General features: G+C 37.4%; 10 protein-coding genes. 5 read left to right on the forward strand and 5 right to left on the reverse strand.

Features of this window, described 5'->3' with window-relative positions; all coding sequences use genetic code 11:
- Window positions 1-3,528 carry a hypothetical protein gene (locus tag PVK63_RS13195; RefSeq protein ID WP_130087623.1) on the reverse strand — a complete coding sequence of 1,176 codons (3,528 nt, stop codon included), beginning with the start codon at window positions 3,526-3,528 and terminating at the stop codon, window positions 1-3.
- A gap of 39 nt (window positions 3,529-3,567) precedes the next feature.
- Window positions 3,568-13,635 carry a DUF11 domain-containing protein gene (locus PVK63_RS13200; protein WP_130087622.1) on the reverse strand — a complete coding sequence of 3,356 codons (10,068 nt, stop codon included), beginning with the start codon at window positions 13,633-13,635 and terminating at the stop codon, window positions 3,568-3,570.
- A gap of 451 nt (window positions 13,636-14,086) precedes the next feature.
- On the opposite strand from PVK63_RS13200, the gene PVK63_RS13205 reads away from it, so the two are divergent.
- Together PVK63_RS13205 and ylqF are read left to right on the forward strand one after the other, a co-directional pair.
- On the forward strand, window positions 14,087-14,890 hold the full coding sequence (locus tag PVK63_RS13205) for an EAL domain-containing protein (protein WP_130048111.1): 804 nt from the start codon (window positions 14,087-14,089) through the stop codon (window positions 14,888-14,890).
- Between the two features lie 65 nt (window positions 14,891-14,955).
- Window positions 14,956-15,891 (forward strand): ribosome biogenesis GTPase YlqF, encoded by a 936-nt coding sequence (gene ylqF, locus PVK63_RS13210; RefSeq protein WP_130045866.1) that lies wholly within the window; start codon window positions 14,956-14,958, stop codon window positions 15,889-15,891.
- Between the two features lie 79 nt (window positions 15,892-15,970).
- On the opposite strand, the gene PVK63_RS13215 is transcribed toward ylqF, so the two are convergent.
- On the reverse strand, window positions 15,971-16,942 hold the full coding sequence (locus PVK63_RS13215) for a CobW family GTP-binding protein (protein ID WP_130087621.1): 972 nt from the start codon (window positions 16,940-16,942) through the stop codon (window positions 15,971-15,973).
- Window positions 16,943-17,153: 211 nt separating this feature from the next.
- Here PVK63_RS13215 and PVK63_RS13220 point away from each other — a divergent pair, with 211 nt between their 5' ends.
- The 3 genes from PVK63_RS13220 (at window position 17,154) to gltS (ending at window position 21,619) form a co-directional block, all read left to right on the forward strand.
- Window positions 17,154-18,980 carry an ABC transporter ATP-binding protein gene (locus tag PVK63_RS13220; RefSeq protein ID WP_130087620.1) on the forward strand — a complete coding sequence of 609 codons (1,827 nt, stop codon included), beginning with the start codon at window positions 17,154-17,156 and terminating at the stop codon, window positions 18,978-18,980.
- Between the two features lie 214 nt (window positions 18,981-19,194).
- Window positions 19,195-20,178 carry a Solitary outer membrane autotransporter beta-barrel domain gene (locus tag PVK63_RS13225; RefSeq protein WP_130087619.1) on the forward strand — a complete coding sequence of 328 codons (984 nt, stop codon included), beginning with the start codon at window positions 19,195-19,197 and terminating at the stop codon, window positions 20,176-20,178.
- A gap of 217 nt (window positions 20,179-20,395) precedes the next feature.
- On the forward strand, window positions 20,396-21,619 hold the full coding sequence (gene gltS, locus PVK63_RS13230) for a sodium/glutamate symporter (RefSeq protein ID WP_130045862.1): 1,224 nt from the start codon (window positions 20,396-20,398) through the stop codon (window positions 21,617-21,619).
- A gap of 72 nt (window positions 21,620-21,691) precedes the next feature.
- Here gltS and PVK63_RS13235 read toward each other — a convergent pair whose 3' ends face one another.
- Window positions 21,692-23,446: an HD domain-containing phosphohydrolase gene (locus PVK63_RS13235; protein WP_130087618.1), complete on the reverse strand. Its 1,755-nt coding sequence runs from the start codon at window positions 23,444-23,446 to the stop codon at window positions 21,692-21,694.
- 30 nt (window positions 23,447-23,476) lie between these two features.
- The gene (locus tag PVK63_RS13240; RefSeq protein WP_130087617.1) at window positions 23,477-23,968 is read right to left on the reverse strand and encodes a hypothetical protein; all 492 of its coding nucleotides are present in this window, start codon (window positions 23,966-23,968) and stop codon (window positions 23,477-23,479) included.

Below are 23,968 nucleotides of genomic sequence, written 5' to 3' on the forward strand. Positions count from 1 at the left end.
TTAAATTTTCCCGATGAGGTTAATAAAGACCCCTCTTGCATCGTAATCATCATCATTCGTTAAATTGTCATCAAAACGAGAGAAGTTATAACCAATACCCATTTTAAAGTTATCTGTCAGGTGTTTATTAAATGAAATTAATGCGCCGTCTTCCATTTCGTCATATTGTGTATCAACCTTCCAATGATATTGACCTGTGATATCCCAATTTTTCATAATACGATAAGAGGCACTAATACCCGTTAGATAAATTTGGCTGTTTACATCAACGGTAGCACCTGAAGCTCTATCAAAGCGTTCATATTTATCTTTATATGCATATTTTGCACCAAAGTCCCAGTGCGCATCCCACGAATAAATTGCTTCTGTCTCGATGATATGACTTTCTTCATCAGAATATTCTACGTCTCGATTTAAATTATCAAAATCAACTAAGTAGGTATAGCGAGCTAACAGATTAAGTTTATCGTTATAAATAGGACGGTAGGCTAAGCCGATGCTTGATTCAATAAATCGCGCTAACATTTCATTGTTTGTTTCATTCTCAGAGCGAGAATAATTAAACTTACCAAATACAGTGTATTCTTCCGTTAAGTGATGAGTGTAACTGTTGGTTGTTACCCACTGCTCTATTTTTTCATTGGTTTCTTCAGTTTCATCTACGCGGTATTCGATCTTATTCTTCAATAAGACATCATCGAGATCGAAACTAACATTAAAGCTCACTGCCTTACGATAGACAATACCAGTAATGCTATTGTTTGGATCATTATTGTATTCAATTTCGCCTTGTTGATAAGCAATACCGATATCAATATCATCGGTAAATTCATTATCAAAGCCAAACGAATCAATGCGGCCTTTGCCATTATTCTCATTAACAAATTGGTTTTCTTGATAGAAATCGACGGTTTGTGTTAATGCTGCTCTCTGACCTAAAATAACGTTATTCTGGTCTTGATAATTATCATCAACATAGGTGACATAAGTCGAGTAATTTTGAGTTACATCATAATTTACCGTTGCTTCTGCAGCATCACCTCGACTGCCCGTGGTATACGCGCCACCTAGCGTTAAATCGTCTAAAACACGGGTTTCTGCACCAAGAGTGATGCTGTCATTATCATCATAAGAATCCGTCGCATCGACAGTAGTTTGCCCCTTAATGTAAACGCTGTTTTCGCTGTCCCACAAATATTCTGCTTTGGCTCCAGCAAGTGATCCTGTCCCTGATTCTTTTTGCTGATTCAGTTCTTTAATATGTTTACCCGCAACTGACAATTTTATATGTTCGGTAACCAAGAATTGCGCTTCAGCTTCAACTTGTTCTGTATCTGTTTCTAAGGTGCCATCTAGCTCTTTCTCTTCCATCGAAGTAAAACGTGTAGATATTTGAACACGGTCGCTCACTTGTAAGCGAACTTCAGTACCGTAAGACTCTTGCTCTAAATCATCGCTTTGGCTTGCATAAGAGTAACCAGCATCTTTGGATTTGTACCACGCTTTAACGTCATTACCTACTGCCCCAAATAATTCTGGCGCTAAGTCATATAAACTTGCGACACCAAGAACTTGTATATTATTACCTTCACGATCATCCGTATTACCCGATGAAATTGGTGTGAAAGTCAAACCGCCATCAAAAGAGACAAAGTTACTGTCTGCCTGTGTTCCTGTCGTATGACCAAATTCCGTTTTTAAATAGGTGCCTTCTGTTGCTCGAAGCGTTAGGTCTGTTGAATACAACTCGTAATCTTGGCTGTCTTTCTCTTCCGTAATATAAGTAGCACCAATACCAATATAATCGTTCGCCCAACCTTTAACTCGACCACCGTAGGCCATCGCATCTTGAGCATCTTTTCCGCGAGGAACATACTCATAATCAACAGAAAGGTAATTCTCATAACCACCACGTGGAGAGTCATCAATTACCGAACCAAAACTGTCTGAAACAATATCAGATAAAGGACGAGTTAAAATAATTCGGCCTTGATACTCATCAATTTCATAATCTCGACCAGGTTGTAATGGAAGCTCTTTCTCAACAATACCACTGTCTTTATTCATGACTTTTATCATGACTTTATCACTACCAGGAAGCACTTCACCATGCTGTAGGAAATACAGTGAACCGCCAGTACCTAAAAATTCGTCATGTGAATACAAAGAATCGGCTTGTGATGCAAAACCGACAATGTTTAAACGATCTTCACCATATATAGTGGTTTCTCTTGTTCGATAATCCCCTCTAAAACCATAGAGACTACGGTTATAATCACCGTTATCTGTTCCTGTTATCCCTGTATTGAAATTACCCCATAAATATTGAGACTTATCATACTGGATATCTAAATAGACCTTACCTTTGGTATTGACAACTTTTTGGATATTCGCACCATCGCCATAGTTGCCATACATCATCTCATCATCGCCATCGACAATATCAAAAACAGTTGAGCTGTCATCCGCAGCAAATGGATTTTTAAACATGTCTTTTACGGCACTTTCTTTTGTATCAACATGAGCAACAACGCGCAGTTTGTCTCCAAATTTACCTTGCCCGAAATAGGCGAGACGCCCTTGGTTATAGATATCTTTAGCATACTGGTCATTAACCTCTAGTGCTCCAGCACTACCACCAACACGATTTGCACCGACATAAAAATCAGCTAGACCTGCTTGCGCATAGTAGGTGTCAGGAATTCGTGCGTACAATGAAAAACGACGCTCTTCACCAGAGTCAAATACGACCGTCGTAGGAAATCGATAAGCGTCAGTTGGTAAGAATATTTCGGCGTAAAGTTTTCCTTCTGTAACATCAAACTCATCTTCACCAATAATAACTTTATCAACACCATCTAGTCCTGTACCAATAAATTTAGCCAATCCTGATGAGGTTGGAATGTTATGACGCATTAGGGTCGACTTCCCAAAATGGCGACCATTTTCTTCATCATTTGCATTCTTATCTATCGACAAATCTTTATCTGGACGAACTAAATCAACCACACCAATAGTGGTAACATCCATATTTCCGTCTTTATCCCACACTTTAAGTCTAAACAATAATTGCTCGCCAAGCTTAAATTGATAATCCACATCCGTAGAACCATCCCATTCAATATCGGTGCTATTGGCTAACGTGTCGCCTTTTTTTATCACCAGAGGCTCTGACAAATGGCGATCAGCGCCTCGATATACTTCTAGCTGCCACGTTTTTATGTAATAACTGTAGTTTGTGTTAACTGAAAAATTCACTGAATTAACTAAACTGCCATCCGAAATTTCAACTTCATCGTTAACACTTAAATCCAATACTGGATCAAATTTAGTGATATCACGACTTGCCCAAATAGCCCCTTCCTCTAAATAGATGCGAGAGCTGTCTGTTTGTTCATGGGCATCTACTGAAATACCCATACTGTCTGAATCCAACTGCTGTAAATTGTCGGTATTTTTTGCGAGCACCATTATAGGTAATGCGGATAACACGCACACCGTTAACTGACTCTTTTTAAATACGTTCATATATCTCCTAATAACTTCTATTCTTATTTTTATATTGAGTTATTTTTCATCTTTGCTTTGAATACTGAAATTAAATTTTGTCAGTGCGTGCGGTGTTATACGTAACACCTTTGGGTTTTCACTGATAACGGTCATGCCTGTTGGCAATGAATCACTATCAACCTTTACAAGGAATTGTTTGCCCTTTTTATCCAATACCCACTGATCTGGTACGTGATAGCGACCATATTGATCCGTTTCAATAATAATACCTTCAACCGTAAGTAGCCTAACGCCTGGAATACCATCTTCATATAACCCCATATTCTCTATGATAATTTCCCATAAATAATGAGAGCCATCTTTATAGAGATTTCGAGTAATGTTCAGATTTTCTCCGGTTAGGCCCTCTTGTCGTTCATCGGTATGACTTGTGATCACTGAATCATCTTTTTTGAACAATATGTGAGTACCATCTTCTGTCGTTACCGTAAAATCAAACTTATCTCGAGTGGTGGTTGCAAATTGCAGTACCGCTTTATTTCCCTCAGGTAAGGTTCTGTTTCTAGAGAGTCCAAATAAATGATCAATAACGATACTTTTATTTATTGGTGCAACTTCTTTTTCAATAAGCGCCTCTTCTTGGCCTTGAATTTCCAAAGTCGTTGAATTAAGCACATAAACGGATGACGGAATATCAGCAGTGATCGTAATATCAAATGCAGTGGCTTCTGCTTGATAGCCATCACCATTATGATCTTCAAACACTTTCCCGATAATTGAAGCGGTATCAAATAGCTTATCAGGGGTTATTTCAACCGTTGCGCTACTCATGTTTGACTTAATTTCTAATGGTCCGCTTGTCATTCCTTCTGCCGGTGTCATGGCATACGCCGTATTCACATAACTGCCAAATGTTGCACCCACAGTTACACGCAATAAGTATCGAACACGAACTTTCTCTTGAATTGTTGAACCGCTTGAACCATACGCCAGCATATCGCCAATGTTAAAGGTCAATACATTGGTCATGCTTGGATCTTGGTTGGTAAATACATCATCAAACGTATCAAATTCTCCATCTGGACCACTGTTAGTAATTTCAGTCGAACCTTCAAGATATTGGAAACCTGATGGGTATCTATCTTCTAGCTTAACGCCTTTAAATTCAGCTTCATTGTGGTTTTCAATGATCACTTCATACTCAACAACATCACCAACTTGAGCACTGTCTTTTAATGCTCGTTTAGTTACTTGAAGTTCACCTTCATTATCTGCAAACTTCTTAACGTGTATAGTGACGCTGTCTTCGGCTGTTATCCCACCAGGAGTCGTCACAGTAAAGGTGTTAGTAATATCATCATCAAGGCCTTTTCCTATTTTGCCGATAACGATAATTTCAAAGGCGTTACCTTCGTAAGCTTTTAAAGTTTGAGTTGAATCTAGATCAACCGAATTTTGGGTGTCAATTACCGCTCCGCCAGGAAATTCAATAATTTTTGACGTCCACTCTGTAAACAGAGGATTACCGTTAGCCCCTTGAAGCGCTGAAATTTCATCAAATAAACGTACACCTGAGACATCTGATGAACCTCTATTTGTCACACCTAACGTATAGGTTATCTCGTCGTCGTCATTTGTGTACTCTGCTTTGTCTGCGATTTTTTTCACCATTAAAACCACCTCTTCTGGCTTTAATACTGCGGTTGAATCTATCGTTGTTGTTCCATCGTTTATACTCGCAGTATTGGTGATGTCGCCCAGCGCATCAGGATTCACAATACCTTTCACGATAAAATCAATTGTCGCATTTGGTGCTAAATCAACAGTAACATTGATATCCTTCCCTAGCGGCAATGGATCAATAGTTGTTGTGCTGTATTTATCATTTTGTATGTCATAATTAATATCCCATGAACTAAAGGCATCTTCAGTTGCACCTAAGATTGTCGTTACTTGTAGATCACTAATGATGTCGGTGATCTGTATATCTTGAGCAAAGCTAGCGGCATTATTTACTAAAGTAATATGGAACTCTGCTTCTTCTCCTGGAATGTATTTCGCCTCTTGAGAACCATCTTTTAAGGTTTTAATAAAAGAGACATTTTGTGCTGCAGGCTTTAATTCCGCTTCATCAGTGACAGGTACTCCATTAAATTCCATCGTGGCGGTATTTTTTATAATCCCTGTAGCTTTTTGATTAACTGTTCCACTGACTGTAAATGTCACTGTATCAAGCGGAGCGAGATCAATATTGACCTGAATATCTTCATTAATCGTCGAACTGGTTCGTGTTATAACGGTATCAGAATCATTCGCTTCAACATCTAGAACCCAATGGCTGAATGCTTGCTCCTGTATGCCATCTATCGTTTCTACAGTTAAAGCTGAAATGATGTCGTCTAATTTAATGTCGTCGGCAAAGCCATTGGTGCCATTGGTTACGGTAATAACAAAATCTGATGTTTCACCTGGAACATAGGTCTCAACCGGCGCTTCTTTTAGTAAAGTAACGACTGGAATAATAGGAAGGCTAATCGCTTCTGCGGTTTGAGTAACACCATCAAGTTCAACGGTAACTGTATTTTTAACTTCGCCATGAATCGTTGGTAATAACTTACCGCTGATGGTAATTTCCAACTCATCGTTTGGCGCTATCTCAATCATTCCATTAATGTCACCGGAAGTAATCGTTGGGATAACCGTATGCCCGGTTAATGAACTTCCAGAAATACTAATAGAAGCGGGATCAAATGCAGTTAATGTATTTCCATCGATTGTTGGGCTTTCAATTGTAGATACAAAATCACTAATCTGAACATCTTTGGCCCATGCTGCGGTCGTATTTGTCACTTTAATGGTATACGTTAATGTATCACCAGCTTCATAGATTGGTTTATCTACTACTTTCGTTACCGTTAATGATGCATTTTCCGGTGTATAAGTAACCTCTGCTCTTTTTATTTTGTTTTCAGCATCTGTAACATTAACAATATTAGTAATATCCCCCATTGCAGCATCATTTACTTTTCCTTCTAGATGCAGATTAATGATATGTGATGGTGCGATATTGTAATTAACTTCATAGCCATCAGTCCCTGTGACTTCACTGCCAGCTACCATTTGTGATAATGACGGTTCAACTCCAATAACTGATACATCAGTAATGTCCCACTGTTCAAATGCGCGCCCTTCTCTGGCTTGGCCTGCAAAATCAGTTTTTATTGATTTACTTAGATCACTAATATTGACATTAGTTACATAGCCACCACCAGTATTCTCAACTTGAACATCAAACCCAATGGTCTCCCCTGGAACATAAGTAGCCGGAGTTTTAGATGCAGTTTTTGTTACGGATAGCTCACCCTTTTCTGGAACAATATAGCCTACATCAACTTGATACTTTGCCCCGTTGACAGTTACCGTATTTGTAAACTGGCCAATCGCATCTTTTCTGATCATGCCATCAATAACGATCTCCACTTCTGTCATGGTTGAATCAGGATTTTTAGCTGCCATTTTTATAACAGAATTAATATCACCACTTGTAGGTAACGTACTGATATCCGTATAGCTTGGTGATGAATCATGGTCACCATCAGATACTACACGTGACGTAATCAACCATGACTCCAAAGCCGGTTGCATGGAACCATCTGCAGCTTTCACCATAAATGTTGAGATAGGATCAACAACTGTAACTTCAGTGTTAGTGTCTGATTTATTTAAGATTCGAATCGTGTATTTAATTGGTTGCCCTGGTGAGTAAGTGCTGATATCAGAGGCTTTCATGGCAACTATCTTAGCCGTGCCCGCTGCCAATGTTACATCATTAGAATTGACACCATCTATCTGAGCGGTATTTACTATTGACCCTGTTGCATTATTTGACACCGTTCCTGATATCTCAAACTTCAAGCTGTCCCCAGACATCAAATCAAACGTTGCATTTAAGTCCGATGAACCGTCATACTGCCCTGAAATAGAAAATCGAGAAGGATCTGGCTGCTCAATAAGGTGCACATTACTTGATGTAAATGCATCAATACCATCAGAGGTTTTTAAAGCACTAATTAGATCTTTTATTACGATATCATTAGCAGTACCTTCACCGTCATTTCGCACCATGACTTCATAAGTCACTTGTCCGCTTGGGTTGTATTGACAACCACTGCCAGTCGTTGACGGAAATGAACACGTATTACTGTCTGATGTTGTATTAATTACTGTTTTTTCAAATACTAATAAAGGTGCTACTGGTGGAATAGGATCTGTTGTAACTGTATTATTACCACCTATTGCCGTATTGGCATCAACAATTCCTACGGCATCCTCTCGAATATTCCCTGTAATGGTAAAAGTAATATCTTCCATTGGAGCAATATCTAAACCATCTGACGCTTTAATATCAAGATCATCTTTAGGATCGTAATCTAAAGGCTTTGTATCAATATCAGCATCCAAACCTGTTGTTACTACATCCGTAATATTGGTGTTGATTAATGCAGGCTCTATCGCCCCACCAATAACTTCTACTTTTAATTCAGAAAGTAAATCTTGAATGATCGTATTATCACGCCAAACAGGTTGAATGTTTTTTACAACAAATTGATATTCTACACTATCACCCGGCTTATAAGTATCACCGCTACTATAAGAATTGCCTGCAATTGATATGATCTTTTTAGTAACTTCTAGTCCACTAGGGTCTGAATTAATATGTGATTTTGAAAAACCACTGCCATTATATAAAGGCTTAATTTGAATGGCATCTAAGCTATCGTCACGGATCTGTGATTCCATTACGAAGTCGATCCATCCTTTAGGTGCAATAGACACATAAGCCAAATTAATATCTGCATTAGCACCACCAACATAGGAGCCAATAGAAGTCATCGATTCGCCTGACGTTGTCGCAGTAACTGTCCAACCATTTGGTTGATATACAATGCCTTTCTCGTTATCACCTTGGCCTAGAGCCGTTTGTGCTAATCTCACTTTTAATTCTGAGAATTTCTCAACCAGCGATTTGCCATACTCAGTACCATCACCATTATTCTCTAAACGTAAGTGATAATAGACTTTCTGATCATCAACTTGGTGATTATAAGTCGTTTTAACAGCACTAAAGCTGCTATCTGAATAGGCTTTATGTGTTTTTTTAATGACAGAAGGTAGCATAACGGAACGATCAGAACTCACATTATATCTGCCCGCAATAAGCGCTTCATTTTTGAATTCCCCAACCGCACTCTCTACAATATGAGCCTTTATTTTATATCTAACAAACGAGCCTAATGGAGTGGCACTTTTTGCAGCTAGATCAAAGGTTGTATCAATATTCTCGTTATCTTTAACGATTCCCGGATTAGATATTGGACTTCTATCCGTTTCCGTTATTATCTCCCAGCGATCAAAAGCAGGACATGTATAAATACTGCCAGTATTGATGTTATAGCAGTCAGTTGTTATTGAGCGAATTCTGTCGATAATTGCAATATCATTCAAATGCACTTCATTATCATTGACTATTTCAATTTGATATTCAATAAACCCATCTGGCTTATATCCTGCTAAACCAGAACTCAACTTAGTAACACCATCAGTATCGTAATAAGCTAAAATGGTTTTTGAATAATCAAATTTTTGAGCATCAGGCTTAGAGATTGCACTCACTCGGTCACCATTAACCGATAGTATGTTAATAATGTCCCCAACAGCTTTAGGGTTTACGGTGGTCGTCACTACATAATCAATGGTCGCACCTGCAGGAATTGACGCTCTTGTATTAATGTCTTTTCCATCTGTTACCGTACCTACTTGGGCATTCCCCCCAGCAGAACCACCAGTGATAACTGGGTTTATTGTCCAACCAGACATAAATGCTGGTCCTAAATTACCATCGACAAGCTCAACCTGTACTTTTGATATTTCATCAAGTACAGGTATATCGTAAGCATTACCTTTTCCGTCATTAGTAATAAGCAAATGGTAAGTTAAAGGTTCTCCCGGTTTATAGTTAATCTCATCAACTTCTTTAGAGAAGGTTAAATGAAACTCATTTGGTCGAATCGTTATGCCACCAATATCAATATCACCTACGGCATCATCACGAACAATACCTTTTACGGTATATAAAACAAAATCACCACCGGCTACATCTATTGTGGTATTAATATTTTTATTATTTTCAACCGTTCCGTCGAGGGTACCATCCGTAGTACCACGACCACCATTAGCATCATCTTTAATTACGTCAACAGAGAATACGTTTGTGAATGGGTTTTCTGAAGTACCGTCCATAAGTAGAACGTTCAAACCTAAAATATCCTCAGATACTTTATGGTTATTTAAGTAACCCGTTTTAGAAAGCACTTTGATGGTATAAGTTAATTCATCACCAGGGCTGTAATACTGATTAGGAGAACCATTAACCAACACCTGTCTAATGGTATCAGCACCATTCCAAGTAATTTCATTTTCGTGATGTGAAATATGAGATTGTTCTGTTACCTCCCCAAAATCACGATAAACATAAGCATCATTAGGCAACAAATTAGTTAGTGAACCAGACATCACCGTACCAACGTAATTGTCTTTAACTCTAGCTTTAATTTGGAAGGTTTTCACTTCTTGTGGCGCAAGCTCTAATACATCAGATGATCCTACTGCTGGATAAATAAAATCATCCGTATTTTGAGGACCAAAAGATGCCTCACCATCAAGTTTTATTTGCCAATAGTCAAAGGGAGACTGGTCTACATCATTTTCAAAATGATCGTCTTTATCGTTTGCTAGTACCGATTTTATTTGAGTCATCAAATCAGCAACAGTCAGCCTTTTTGCTGTTATTGTCGTGCTGTTGTTCAACAGTGATATGGTATAGGTAATATCTTCACCAGGAACCACTTTCACTTTATCTGAGGTTTTTAAGATCGATATATTAAATTTTTCTGTTACGGCCCCTTTACCTATTTCTGCCGTTGACGAATGATCCGTACCTGTAGCAGGATCATGAATTTCTGCCGTATTTGATATTTCATCTTTTATATAATCAGATTTAACCGTACCTGTAACTTTATAAACAACATAACCCATGCCATTATAATCACCAGATGATTCTTTTGGATCAATATCTACTCTAGATTGAATATTTCCGCCATCTGGCCATGTAGCTTTTATATCAGCATAACTGCCACTCTTAGGGTGTCCTTCTGTACTTGCTTGAATTGTCCAGCCTGGTTCAAATACGTCCATACCAATAATATCATCACTGACATCTACGTCATTGGCATACCCTGATCCTTTATTGAAGACATAAATATTGAACTCGACAGTTTCTCCAACTTTAAACACATCATTAGGCGTTGTTTTAGTTACCAATACATCCGGATCTTTAGGATGAACCCATGCATTATCACTATTCGACTTTCCATTGTCTGGCGTAGAAACTGTGGCTATATTATTAAACTTTCCCCAAACAATTTTATTATCATCAGTACGGTCAATCTGCGCTGTAATCGTATAAATAATGCGAACATTCGGCGGAATTTGTGCGGTTGTATTTAAGTCTTTATTATTTTCAACGATACCTACATCAGTAGCACCCAAAAGCTCTGCTTCTTCTTGTGATGACAAACCAGAAGCATCAATTACTTCTTTTTGCGTTGCAATTGTCCAAGTAGTAAATACTGGTATTTGAGTATTTTCAGGCTCTAATAAATCAGCTTTGATGGTGGAGATCGGATCGACCACGTCTACATTAGTAGCATAACCATTTGCTTTATCGTTTTTTAATACGAGTTGATACGTCACTGTTGTTGCCGGTTTTGAGTATGAGGTTTGCTCTCCACTAAACGTCGCCGCTCCATCAATTTTTACGGCTTTATTTATCGTCACAGCGAAATCTCTTGGTACCGAGCCTCTATCTGCGATTGCTTTACCATCAACAATCACCTCATTTGTTATCGTACTATTTGCTGTTGCAATTGTTCTTGCACTTATGGTGTAAGTTATTGTAGTTTTTGGTTCAATTGTCGCTTTTACATCTAAAATATCGGGATAAACAATAGATCCAGAGAGCCCTGTATCTGTTGAATTTGCAGGAGTTCCATCAATATGCTCCGCGCTTGCTGTAACAGTCCAATAAGAATAAGCGGGAACAGAGTTACCATGAATATCAGTCACCATGATTGCCGCTAAATCATCAACAACAGAGACTTGATCGGCAAAGCCATCGCCGTTATTTGTTACTTTTATAGTATAAGTAAGCAATTGACCTGATGAATAATAATAAGAATCGACATCTTTTGTTACCGATAAACTGTCATCAGGCATTTCAACCCCTGTCCCATCTTCTGTTACATCATCGGCACAGCTCGGATCATTATCAATGATAATCCCAATGCTAGTATCATTAACCGTAGCTGTCAGTTTATAGATGACCTTTTTACCGGGAGCTACATCGGGTGAAACAACAACATCTCTAGTACCTGACGCTGTAAATTTACCCGCATCTGTTCCTTGATTATCACTGCCATCAGTAACTTCTAACTTCCATGATTTAAAAGCACTTGCCGAGCCAGCACCACCCGCTTGCTCTGTTTTAATACATGACAGTTTATCAACGACAATCAAATTATTAGCAAAATACTTACTTGACGTATTTTCAACCGTAATGTCATAAACCACCTCGCCACCAGGGGTATACTGACTTTGTGATGTCGATTTGGTGATTTTAATTTCTGGATCGGCTGTTTGTAGCACTTTTTCAGCCTTAATCGGAGCCGTAATTTGGCTCACCGAGTTAGCTAAAGACCCATCAGATTTTAAGACTTTTGTGGTTAAGTTCTTAATTTCACCGATAGTTACAGGTGTGATTGTTGCTGAAATTAAATAATCAATTGTCTCACCAGGATAGACAGAAACCACATCATCAAATGCTGTATCTGTTAGTTCACCACTGTCATTAAGAGCCGATACAGAGTTGCTACCAATCGTATTTACTTTAGATATCCATGAGTTATATGGATTACCTTGTACATCAGTCTGATCAAGCTTAATTGCATCTAAATCATTACCTAAAGTAGACAGCAAGTCTGAAATGTTATGTTGGACATGATAATTATGAATAATACCACCACCGGTATTTTCAACACTCAGGTGAACTTTCATTTCACCATTAACCAAATAAGGCGTTGTATTTTCAAATTCATGATTTGTAATGGTCAACTCACCAATAATTGGTGGCGTGGTGAGTTGGTTACTACTTAAATTCCCTTCTTTGGTTACTGAGTCAGCAGAAGTGACAATGTCACCGACCAAGGTACCAATAACAGCCGCTTTGATTGTGTAGGTTATGCTGCCACTAACATCAAGAGTAGCATCACTAACTACAAGATCTCCTTGTGAAGCAAAAGTACCCGTATCACTGCCTGATCCACTTTTTTTTGCTGTAATAGAAACCGATGAAAATGGAGAAACAGAATTGCCATCAATAGATTCAACCGATAAAGAGGAAAACAATTGATTAATGGCTAGGTGCTGAACTTTATAACTGCCTGTATTTTCAGCCTTTAGTGTATAAGTTAACAGATCGTTTAATTCGTATTGGCTTTTATCGACAGAAAGAGTCAATGTATATACATAAGGTGCTGGCGTGATAATTTGTGTATTTGAATCAATACTTTCGGATGATGAAGTTACATTTGCTTGAATCGAAACATCAGCAATAGCAGTATCTGAAACTCTTGCTAAAACAGTATAAGTTAGCACACCACCCTGTTGTAACTTCGCATTGCTAACCATAAGGTCACCTGACGTACTAAAATCCCCTTTATTAGAGAACCAAGTAGCAGAACCTGATATTTCCGTTGATTGAAAAGCGAGTTCAGAACCTGACATTGCAGACATAAACTCGGAAGATACTGAAATATCATCAATGGTAACTGAAGATACATTGGTGACAGTAACTTGATAGGATACGATTTCATTGTTTTCATAAATCGCACTATCAGCCGTAATAGCAATAGTCAGATCAGCAGAGTGAGCGCCGAGAGATAAAAACAAGCCAATAAACAAACTAAATAGCTTAGTACTAAAACTATTTTTTAAATGAGAAATAAACATTCTTATTAATACACCAATCAAATTTTAAACTGTCACAACTTCATAAATCAATGATCTACTTTAGAGTGAACAAACCACCTAAACGTCACATCAATGTCAAAACCAGTTAATATTAGATTATAATATGTAACATTATTGAGAATGTTATTTCGAAATTTTATTGGTGCTATCTATATCTCATTTTTTGTTCACTAACCTAGAGAAATCATCTGAAATTAAAATGGAATCCTCTAAATTATAAATACCTAAAATAGAAAAGAGACATTACTGCCTCCCAAATTAGAATGACGGTTTACTCATTATTAGATTTAGTTACATTAGTTTGAGTTGCTACTCCCTACCATTTCTTTTTGCCTTATTATGTGATTTAACTCGATAATTGATTCTAATTTATTTGATTAGATTTATTGATTCAGTTATCAATATCAAATGCTATTGAAGGGAGTCGAGCATGATTTTAGCCACACCAAATGAATTTGAACCATACTTATTTATTGATAGTAAAAGTGGCTCATACTACTCAAAATATGACAATTTCATATTACAAAGTGTATTTCAACCCATTGTAGATATTCAAAATAAAGTGATTGGGTATGAGGCACTACTTCGTATTTTTGATCACAAGATGACGTCAATACGCCCCGATCTTTTTTTCAAAAGTAAAACTCATTCATTAGAAGACATATTGAATATTGAAAGACTTAGCCGGATTATCCATATCCGAAACTTTTCAACCTTTGCATCTGACGATTGCCAACTCTTTCTTAATGTATTACCAGAGTCGGCCATCCATTTTCATCAGCATAAGCTTAAAAATATCAATATATCTTTACTTGAGGTTCGAATAAAACAGCTAGGTTTAACCCCACAACAAGTGACACTAGAGTTGCTTGAATTCCACTATCATGATGAAGAGGGACTAGCTACCGCTATTCAAGGTATTAAAGAACATGGGTTTAATGTGGCTATTGATGACTTTGGTTGTGAAGCATCAAGTAAAAAAAGAGTATCCAGTTTAAACCCTCATATCATTAAAATAGACCGTAAATTACTTCTGCAATACGATAAAGGGTTAACCCAACCATTATTATCTGCGATCGCTTTAGCAAAAAAAGAAAATGCAAAAGTCGTTATTGAAGGCATAGAAACACCATTACAATATGAAAAAATGAAAGCATTAGGTGTAGAATATTTTCAAGGTTTTTTAATAGGTAAACCTTTACCGTTACATCAACAAAAACACCAAGCAGCGTAACTTCCCTTTACTCTTTTCACTTTGTCGCTAAAATAGCGTTTTTGATTTTTTAAAGGATTCACGCTATGTCCATCCAATGGTTCCCTGGTCACATGCATAAAGCTCAAAAAGAGATCGCTGAGGTGATCCCTAAAATTGATGTGATCATTGAAGTACTTGATGCTCGTATCCCTTTCAGTAGTGAGAATCCAATGATTGCCTCTCTACGCCAAGATAAGCCTTGTATTAAAGTTTTGAACAAGCGTGATTTAGCTGATCCTGAAGTGACTCAACTTTGGATTGAGCATCTTGAGAAAGAGCAAGGTGTTACAGCAATGGCAGTGACAACCAGTAATCCAGATGAAATCCATAAAATTATGGAAAGATGCCGTAAGTTGGTCCCGCATCGTGAAGCGATGGGAAAAAACGTTCGAACCATGATTATGGGTATTCCAAATGTGGGTAAATCAACCATCATTAATACCTTAGCCGGACGTATGATTGCAGTAACCGGTAACCAACCAGCGGTAACTCGTCGCCAACAACGTATTAATTTACAAAATGGCGTTGTTCTCTCTGACACTCCTGGAATTTTATGGCCTAAAGTTGAAAACCCACACAGTGGTTTCCGTCTTGCTGCCACAGGTGCCGTTAAAGATACAGCAATGGAATACGATGAAGTTGCCTTTTATACTGTTGAGTATTTAGCAAAACAGTACCCAGAGCGTTTGAAAGAGCGTTATAACTTAGATGAATTACCAAATAACGATGTAGAATTGATGGAAGCAATTGGTCGTAGTCGTGGTTGTTTGCAAGCTGGCGGACGAATCAACATCTATAAAGCGTCTGAAATTCTACTTCATGAGCTACGTTCTGGCACATTAGGTCAATTAACTCTAGAGCTTCCCGACATGATCCCTGCTGAGCTTGAAGCCGTTGAAATTGCAGCAGCGCTTAAAGTTGAACAACAAATTAAGAAAAAAGAAGAGCGCCGTAAGCGTTACTTGAAAAACAAACGTTAATTCTTTTTAAATATATACATAAAAAGAGAGGCTAACCAATAAGTTAACCTCTCTTTTTTTATTGTTATTACTAAACCTATTACTCTTCAATAAGTAAACTTAATAACACACCCTCTAACTGATCCCAAGGTAACAACTGAGTATCAATCACTTCTAATTTTGATTCCATACCATCAATGCTAAGTAAGTTGACAGAAACAACGCCATTAGCAACATTGAATGCATAAAAACCTTTATTAGTGTTCATCACCGCTTTAACACGCTCAGCAGTCAGTGCTGAAAGCATTGAAAATAGCTCATCAAAATCAAATACTGATTCAGCCCCAAAGAACCAACCACAGCTAACATAACCTTGCCCTTTATTTTCTTTACGACAAAATTTTTGACCCGGTTCTAATACCATCTCTACTATTTCTTGCTCTGCATGATGGTGATGGTGCTCTTCAATGATTAAGTCAGTGGTTCGATCTTCCTCTAACCAGTGTAAAGGTAATTCTCCATGGTCAATAGCGGTTGATTTTGGTTGATGTAGTAACGATTTAACCCAAGAATAAAATAAACATTCATCATAGTCTGATGCCATATCCATTTTAGTCGCAACAACGATATCTGAGATATTTAATTGGTCATTAAAGTTTTGATTACTCGTATACTTCTCATCAGATAGGTTTCTAGGATCAACAAGGCCAATGGTTGCTTTTAAGTCAATGTAATTCTTGTAGTTTTCTGACTGCAAAATAGCCAGTATTTTTTTAGGGTGGCCTAAGCCTGTTGGTTCAATAATCAAACGGTCTGGTTTTTGTCTTAAAAGCGCATTTATCCCAACCGACATCGGTAACCCTGCGGTGCAACACATACAACCCCCAGGGACCTCTTTCACCATTGCGCCACTTTCCGTTAAGAATGCACCATCAATACCAACTTCACCAAATTCATTGACTAAAACAGCCCAAGATTCATTTTCAGGTTTATTTTTTAGCAATTGTAATATCGTGGTGGTTTTTCCGACCCCAAGAAAGCCAGTAATAATATTAGTTGGTATTTTTTTCATAACATTGCTCATAATTAGTAAGATTTGTTAATGATACCTCTAGCGCGTCTCAGTCTGCTAATTATTTTAAAGAACTTATTGATTATTTCATAAAATCAATTACATAAAATTACGTTTTGAGTTATGTTAATGATATGTAGAAATGGAAATTTTTCTTACAACACACATTGATATTACTCTTAAACAAAATCAATAATTAAAGGCTTCATGTATGTTTAACTTTTTTGAACGGCTTACCACCGCGTTTCCAAAACAAGACCCTGAGCAACCACCAAAAGGACTGTATGCATTTTGCCGTCATTACACCAAAGGCTATGAACTCCCTCTTATTGCAATGTCTTCTCTAAGTGCCATTATTGCGGTTATTGAGGTCTCACTTTTTGGTTTCATGGGACAATTAGTTGATTGGCTATCGACGCATAATAGAGATACATTTTTAGCTCAAGAGGGCCATACTTTAATGTGGCTAGGCCTACTTGTAGTGGTTGGGGTCCCTATTTTAATCCTTATTCACTCTCTTATTACTCACCAAACGCTATTGGGAAATTACCCAATGGCTATTCGTTGGCAGGCTCATAGATACCTTCTAAAGCAGAGTGTTTCATTTTATTCTGATGATTTTGCAGGGCGTATTGCGACAAAGGTAATGCAAACCTCTCTGTCGGTTCGTGAAACGGTAATGAAATTACTTGATGTATTGGTATATATCTCTGTTTATTTCACCTCAATGATCGTTATGGTTGGTCAAGCAGATTGGCGTTTAATGGCGCCAATGCTGATCTGGCTAGCAGCCTATGTTGCTATCCAGTTTTACTTTGTTCCAAAATTAAAAGCGATTTCAGAAAAACAAGCCGATGCCCGTTCGACAATGACAGGCCGTATTGTTGATAGCTATACTAACATCAACACAGTAAAATTATTTAGTCACAGTAAACGTGAAACTGAATACGCAGAAGAAGGAATGAAAGAATTCCTTAGTACCGTGCATAAACAAATGCGTTTGGCTACTGGGATTAACATTTCAGTAGAAATCATCAACTACCTTCTTGTTTTTTCAATTGCAGCTGTTTCTATCATGCTATGGATTGACAATGTATTGTCGGTTGGTGCTATTGCTATCGCGATTAGTTTAGCATTACGAATTAATGGCATGTCACATTGGATCATGTGGGAAATCAGCTCATTATTTGAAAACCTAGGCACAGTAACTGATGGAATGAATACATTATCAAAGCCTATTACTATTAATGATAAAGCAGGAGCTTCAGAGCTAAAAGTAACCCAAGGTTCTATTAAGTTTGATAAAGTAAATTTCCACTATGGTGAAAATAAAGGCGTAATTAATGACTTGAATCTTGAAATAAAACCGGGAGAAAAAATTGGTTTAGTTGGCCGTTCTGGTGCTGGAAAATCAACATTGGTCAATCTATTACTTCGTTTTCACGATATAGAGTCAGGGGCTATTACTATTGATGGTCACGATCTAAGAGACGTCACACAAGACTCATTACGCAGCCAAATAGGTATGGTAAGCCAAGATACCTCTTTATTACACCGTTCTATTAGAGATAACATCAAATATGGCAGACCTGATGCCAGTGATGACGAATTATTTGCTGCGACTAAACAGGCTCAAGCTCATGAATTTATCGAAACCTTAACCGACTCCTATGGCAGTAAAGGCTACGATGCTCAAGTTGGTGAGCGAGGAGTTAAACTTTCAGGGGGCCAACGTCAGCGTATAGCTATATCACGAGTACTACTGAAAGATGCGCCGCTATTGATCTTAGATGAAGCGACATCTGCACTTGATTCCGAAGTAGAAGCGGCAATTCAAGATAGCTTAGATGAGCTTATGGAAGGAAAAACGGTTATTGCTATTGCTCATCGCTTATCAACTATTGCAGCGATGGACCGACTATTAGTGATGGACCAAGGTCGCGTTGTTGAGCAAGGCACTCATCAAGAGCTCGTTGCATTAGGTGGCATTTATGCTCAACTATGGAACCACCAAACAGGCGGATTCATTAGTGAATAGTCATAAGTAATCTTCATATGAAAACACAATCTGACATTATTCTTTTTGTGTTTTCATATTATAAGAATAAATAGCTATCTAACGCGATTCTGTTTTTCAATACACCTCACAACCGTATTGTTTTTGGGAAAAGTTGAGATAACAAGCTGATTTAATATAGATTTTCATTATTACTTCTACTACATTATTAGGGACTCTTTTCAAAGGATAAACAATGCAACGCCGACCAACCTATTTTCTTGTTATTTTATTACTTAGTACAGTAATGGATAAAGCTGTTGCTCGTAACATTACTCCTGTCCGTCAATTTGAAGAGGCTTTTGCTACTTCTCTCGTTTTATCCGATAGCAGCATGATCACCTTTGGCATTGCTGACTTTAATCCTAATAATTATTTAGAAACTGATAATGAAAATATCGGTAGTGCTGACTCAGTAGATTTACGCAGTAAAATGACAGTTTACTCGCTACCCTACACTTTTGAACTAACGGATGATCCAGAATCCCGGTGGAGCCATGACATTACGCTTCGAGCATCTTATGTCAACACGGACATTGATGTTAAGTTTCAAGATAAATCACAGCCTGATTCTGATTTAGACGAAATCTTCGGTTTGTATGCTGAATATGCCCAAAATTATATATTTCAAGAGAATTGGACCATATCCTTCGGCAATGCACTACACTTAATGCATTATCGTAATACTCACGAGTACAATACGGCCTATAGCCAAGCCTTAGCGCCTCATCTTAATGGTGTTTATTTTAATGTCTCAACGAATGCATTTATTATTGAACCAAAAATTTCCTTTGAATATAAAAAAGAAGAACCTTGGGGGGAGTGGCGTTTTAACAACAGCTATCATTATGCCTATGGTCAAGGATTTGGGGGTTCTTCAGATTACAGCTCTGAGGTAAACCCTGAAGTTTGGCGTTTTATCAATAGTATAGAATTACGCTATAACATGGCTCATTGGAATCGTTTCGCTCAGGTACTTTATCTCAAAGCCAAACGTGTTGATTTAGGCGGAGATGTAAATAAACCGCTTGGAACTGACTTTTACCATGAGTTCAATATTGCATGGTTAATCGATACTAGAAAATGGATTTCACTTGTTGATAACGTTGGAATTGGCTTCACATTTAATGTTGGAAGTGCGTTACGAGGAGGAAGTATTGTGTTGTTTTATGACGAATAACAAGAAAAACAACCTAACTTAATCTTCAATCATAACAGTGTATTTTCATCTTTTACTCTACCGCAACCCTATCTTGCTGATAAAAGTGCTACTATCAGTCCCTGAAATCAGACAATATCATTCTTAAAAATGCATTAAAATACATGTATTCTTCATTTTATTTCGAAATACACTAACTTGAATGAAACTATAAATGATATTTCAACTTAGGAGTACTATGTCAAACACTCTATCTATTGGCGCACTTGAATCATTTTTGATTGCTATAGCTGTCCTTTTTTTAGGACATATCATCAATTCAAAAGTTGCTCTATTTAAAAAATACAATATCCCAGAACCTATTGTGGGTGGGTTAATTGTAGCGGTTGTGATTACTATCCTTCATTTTCAAGGGATAAACCTACAATTCTCGCTACCTTTGCAAAGTACATTCATGCTTATGTTCTTTAGTACTGTTGGTCTTGCGGCTAACTATAAACAGCTAATTAAAGGAGGTACAAAGGTCTTCTTATTTCTTGCTGTTGCTTCCGTTTACATCATTATCCAAAACGGTATTGGTGTTAGCCTAGCTAGCTTAATGGGACTTGACCCTCTAATGGGGTTGATTGCAGGTTCTATTACACTATCAGGAGGACATGGAACGGGTGCAGCTTGGTCTAATACGTTTGCTGAAAGCTATAACCTAAATACACTTGAGCTTGCAATGGCTTCAGCTACGTTTGGTTTAATTATGGGTGGGCTTATTGGTAGCCCAATTGCACAAAAATTGATCCATAAGCATAACCTTGAATCAGAATACGGGACAGGTATAGACACTCATACTCGCTTCCCTGAAGTGGTAACGTACAATGAGCGTGAAGAAGAAAAAGTTACCGCAAAAAAAGTAATTGAAACCCTATTTGTACTTTTACTTTGTGTTGTTGGTGCTGGCCATCTTGGTGATTTTATTGCCACATTTGAAATATCTTGGCTAAAAATTCCTGATTTTGTTTATGCGTTATTTATCGGTGTATTTATCACTAATATTACTGAAGTCACTAAGATCCATAAAATTGATACTGAAACCGTTGATATTTTAGGCACAGTCTCCCTTGCCCTCTTTCTTGCGATGGCATTAATGAGTTTAAAATTGTGGAATATTTTTGATTTAGCCATTCCATTATTAATTATTTTATCGGTTCAAACAGTTGTATTAGCTTTGTTCTCATATTTTGTTACGTTCCGAGCAATGGGCTCCAACTATGATGCAGCGGTAATAGCTGGCGGGCACTGTGGCTTTGGTCTTGGAGCAACGCCTACAGCTGTAATGAATATGGGGTCATTAGTTTCTCGTTTTGGTCCATCACCACAAGCATTTATGGTTGTACCTATTGTAGGCGCTTTCTTTATTGATATTGTTAACCTAATCATATTGCAAACTTACATTAGCTTTATTGGGTAAAAATCATATCAATAGCAAAAAGCCCGATAGTTCATCGAACTATCGGGCTTTTTTATTCTTTTATTTCAAATATCAATCAGGGTATTGCTGACGAATACTTACAAATTTATCTATATTCTTTAAAAATAAAGTGCACAACTCGGGATCAAACTGCTTACCACATTCTCGACTAAATAATTCAATCACCTGTTCTAAAGGCCACGCTTCTTTATAACAACGCTTACTCATTAAGGCATCAAACACATCTGTAATAGCAGTAATTCGAGCAAAAATATGTATATCATGCGCCGCTAATTGATTCGGGTAACCTTTCCCATCCCACCGTTCATGGTGCTCTAAAGCAATCCTTGCTGCAGACTGCATTATTTCTCCATCACCAGAGCTTAATAGTTTATATCCTAGCTCTGTATGCGTCTCAATAATGACTCTCTCTTCTTGAGTTAATCTACCTGGCTTATCCAAAATGGCTTCAGGGATCCCTATTTTTCCAACATCATGCATTGGGCTAATAACTTCAATTAGTTCATATTCGCTTTTAGGTAGTCCGTATATTTTACCAAGCAATAACGACATTTTTGCCACCCGACGTACATGGTTTCCCGTTTCTCCCGATCGTGTTTCAATCGCCTCTCCAAGTACTTCAATCATTGCTCTTTGAACTCGTAATGTCTTATTTTGTAGAGCTAAAATATGAGACTTATTCTCATTCAGCTCTTTTTTACGACGTATAGCAATAAACTGAGTAATGATAATCCCTAACATCATTGAAATTAAAAGAAAGGTGACTGTAATTATATTTCTATTTTCATAAAGATACGACGACGGCTTATTAACAACACTGGATGCATAAGGAAGATCATCGATATCTAAATCAAATACATCCACAACCCGATGATCAAATACAAACCCTTCCCAAGCCGTTGGAAAATTGATTACATTTTTAACTATTGAAAATTTCAGTTTATGGCTTAGCGATAAAATTGACTGTACACCCAATGAATATGAACGGTTAACATATCCCCCAAGCACCCCATAGCCAATATAATGTTCCCAAAATACGAAAATAGGCGCGGTACTTTTTTTGGATAGTTGAGATGCAACAGAAGCATAATCATAATATTTCCCCTGTTGAAGTTCTGTATTATAGTGAGTTAAAAATACAACAGAATCAGACGACAATTGTGATAGATAAGATGCCGCCTCCATTAGTGGTTTTTCATCAATAATCTTAATAGTAAAATCAGGGAAATGTTCAGCTTCATCTAAAAAGCTTTTACGAATAAGTTGTGAGGTTAAGCTATTATCACTCAGTAAATAGATAGTTTTGGTTTGCGGGAAAAGAGATTGAACCAACTCAAGGTTTTCAAGGATATGATCTTTTTCATAATAAACAGTCGTTCGATCGGCTAATGAACCTAAATCAACACTAAGGTTATTTATACCAACGGCAACAACAGGTATTTCTGGGAATAAATACTCACCATTTTTAACAAGAAAATTCAGCCCATTATCATCAGAAACAATAACAGCATCAAAATAATCTCTAGTGTACTTAGCACTTAAGTAATCTGCATATTGAGTTTGATAAGCCCTTCCTTTAATTCGCTTAGAATCCATATACTCAATAGAAAGACGAATGGGTTTATCACTATTTTTGGCCGTATTTTTTATCCCATCTTCAATATTTTGAGTCCATTCATATGAAGGGCTATATGAATGTAATACTAGGATATTAATCGGTTTTTCTGTTACAAGTGGTTTTGTCGCTGCATTCAATGAGAAAAAGACAAAAACTAAACTAAATAACAATGAAGAATAATGACGCATAAACTTATCGCTCAATCAACAAACACCAAGTTAATTTTTAATGCAAGACTTAAGCGTGCTTTCAAATTGAATAGACTGCTGAGCCATCACAGTGTTTAAAAAAGCATTTTCATTAATGGCATCACTGGTTAATGCAATATCAGAAACGTACATGATTCCGTCAATAACTTGAGATAAACAAGCAGCTACAGGTTTCATACCATCAAGCGCAACAAACAATTGATAATCATCGCATAGGTCGATTTGAGTTAAAAACTCCAATACTTCGTCATATTCAGCATCCCATTGACTGGCAACGGTTATTGCCCAGCGAATCGTTAATCTATGCTCTGTCACCAATAGAACCGAGATGGTTTCAGGTAGTGTTTCCGATGATAATGTGTATTCTTCTGCCGCTTTCGCAGGTTGCTTTAAATAAACATCTCGGCCTTTCACACTTTCAGGAGTTGGAAAGTCAACATTAACTTGGTTCGATAACCAAGCCTGTTTTTGTTGAAAAAATGTTTCAAAATTAATAGTCAT

The organism is Aliivibrio sp. S2TY2, assembly GCF_028765525.1.
GTDB lineage: Bacteria > Pseudomonadota > Gammaproteobacteria > Enterobacterales > Vibrionaceae > Aliivibrio > Aliivibrio finisterrensis_A.

Excerpts from the sequence above, each read along its gene's own strand:
- PVK63_RS13240 (WP_130087617.1), bottom strand. The coding sequence starts at position 23,968 with ATGACTATTAATTTTGAAACATTTTTTCAACAAAAACAGGCTTGGTTA.
- PVK63_RS13215 (WP_130087621.1), bottom strand. The coding sequence starts at position 16,942 with ATGAAAAAAATACCAACTAATATTATTACTGGCTTTCTTGGGGTCGGA.
- PVK63_RS13225 (WP_130087619.1), top strand. The coding sequence starts at position 19,195 with ATGCAACGCCGACCAACCTATTTTCTTGTTATTTTATTACTTAGTACA.
- ylqF (WP_130045866.1), top strand. The coding sequence starts at position 14,956 with ATGTCCATCCAATGGTTCCCTGGTCACATGCATAAAGCTCAAAAAGAG.
- gltS (WP_130045862.1), top strand. The coding sequence starts at position 20,396 with ATGTCAAACACTCTATCTATTGGCGCACTTGAATCATTTTTGATTGCT.
- PVK63_RS13200 (WP_130087622.1), bottom strand. The coding sequence starts at position 13,635 with ATGTTTATTTCTCATTTAAAAAATAGTTTTAGTACTAAGCTATTTAGT.
- PVK63_RS13205 (WP_130048111.1), top strand. The coding sequence starts at position 14,087 with ATGATTTTAGCCACACCAAATGAATTTGAACCATACTTATTTATTGAT.
- PVK63_RS13220 (WP_130087620.1), top strand. The coding sequence starts at position 17,154 with ATGTTTAACTTTTTTGAACGGCTTACCACCGCGTTTCCAAAACAAGAC.
- PVK63_RS13235 (WP_130087618.1), bottom strand. The coding sequence starts at position 23,446 with ATGCGTCATTATTCTTCATTGTTATTTAGTTTAGTTTTTGTCTTTTTC.
- PVK63_RS13195 (WP_130087623.1), bottom strand. The coding sequence starts at position 3,528 with ATGAACGTATTTAAAAAGAGTCAGTTAACGGTGTGCGTGTTATCCGCA.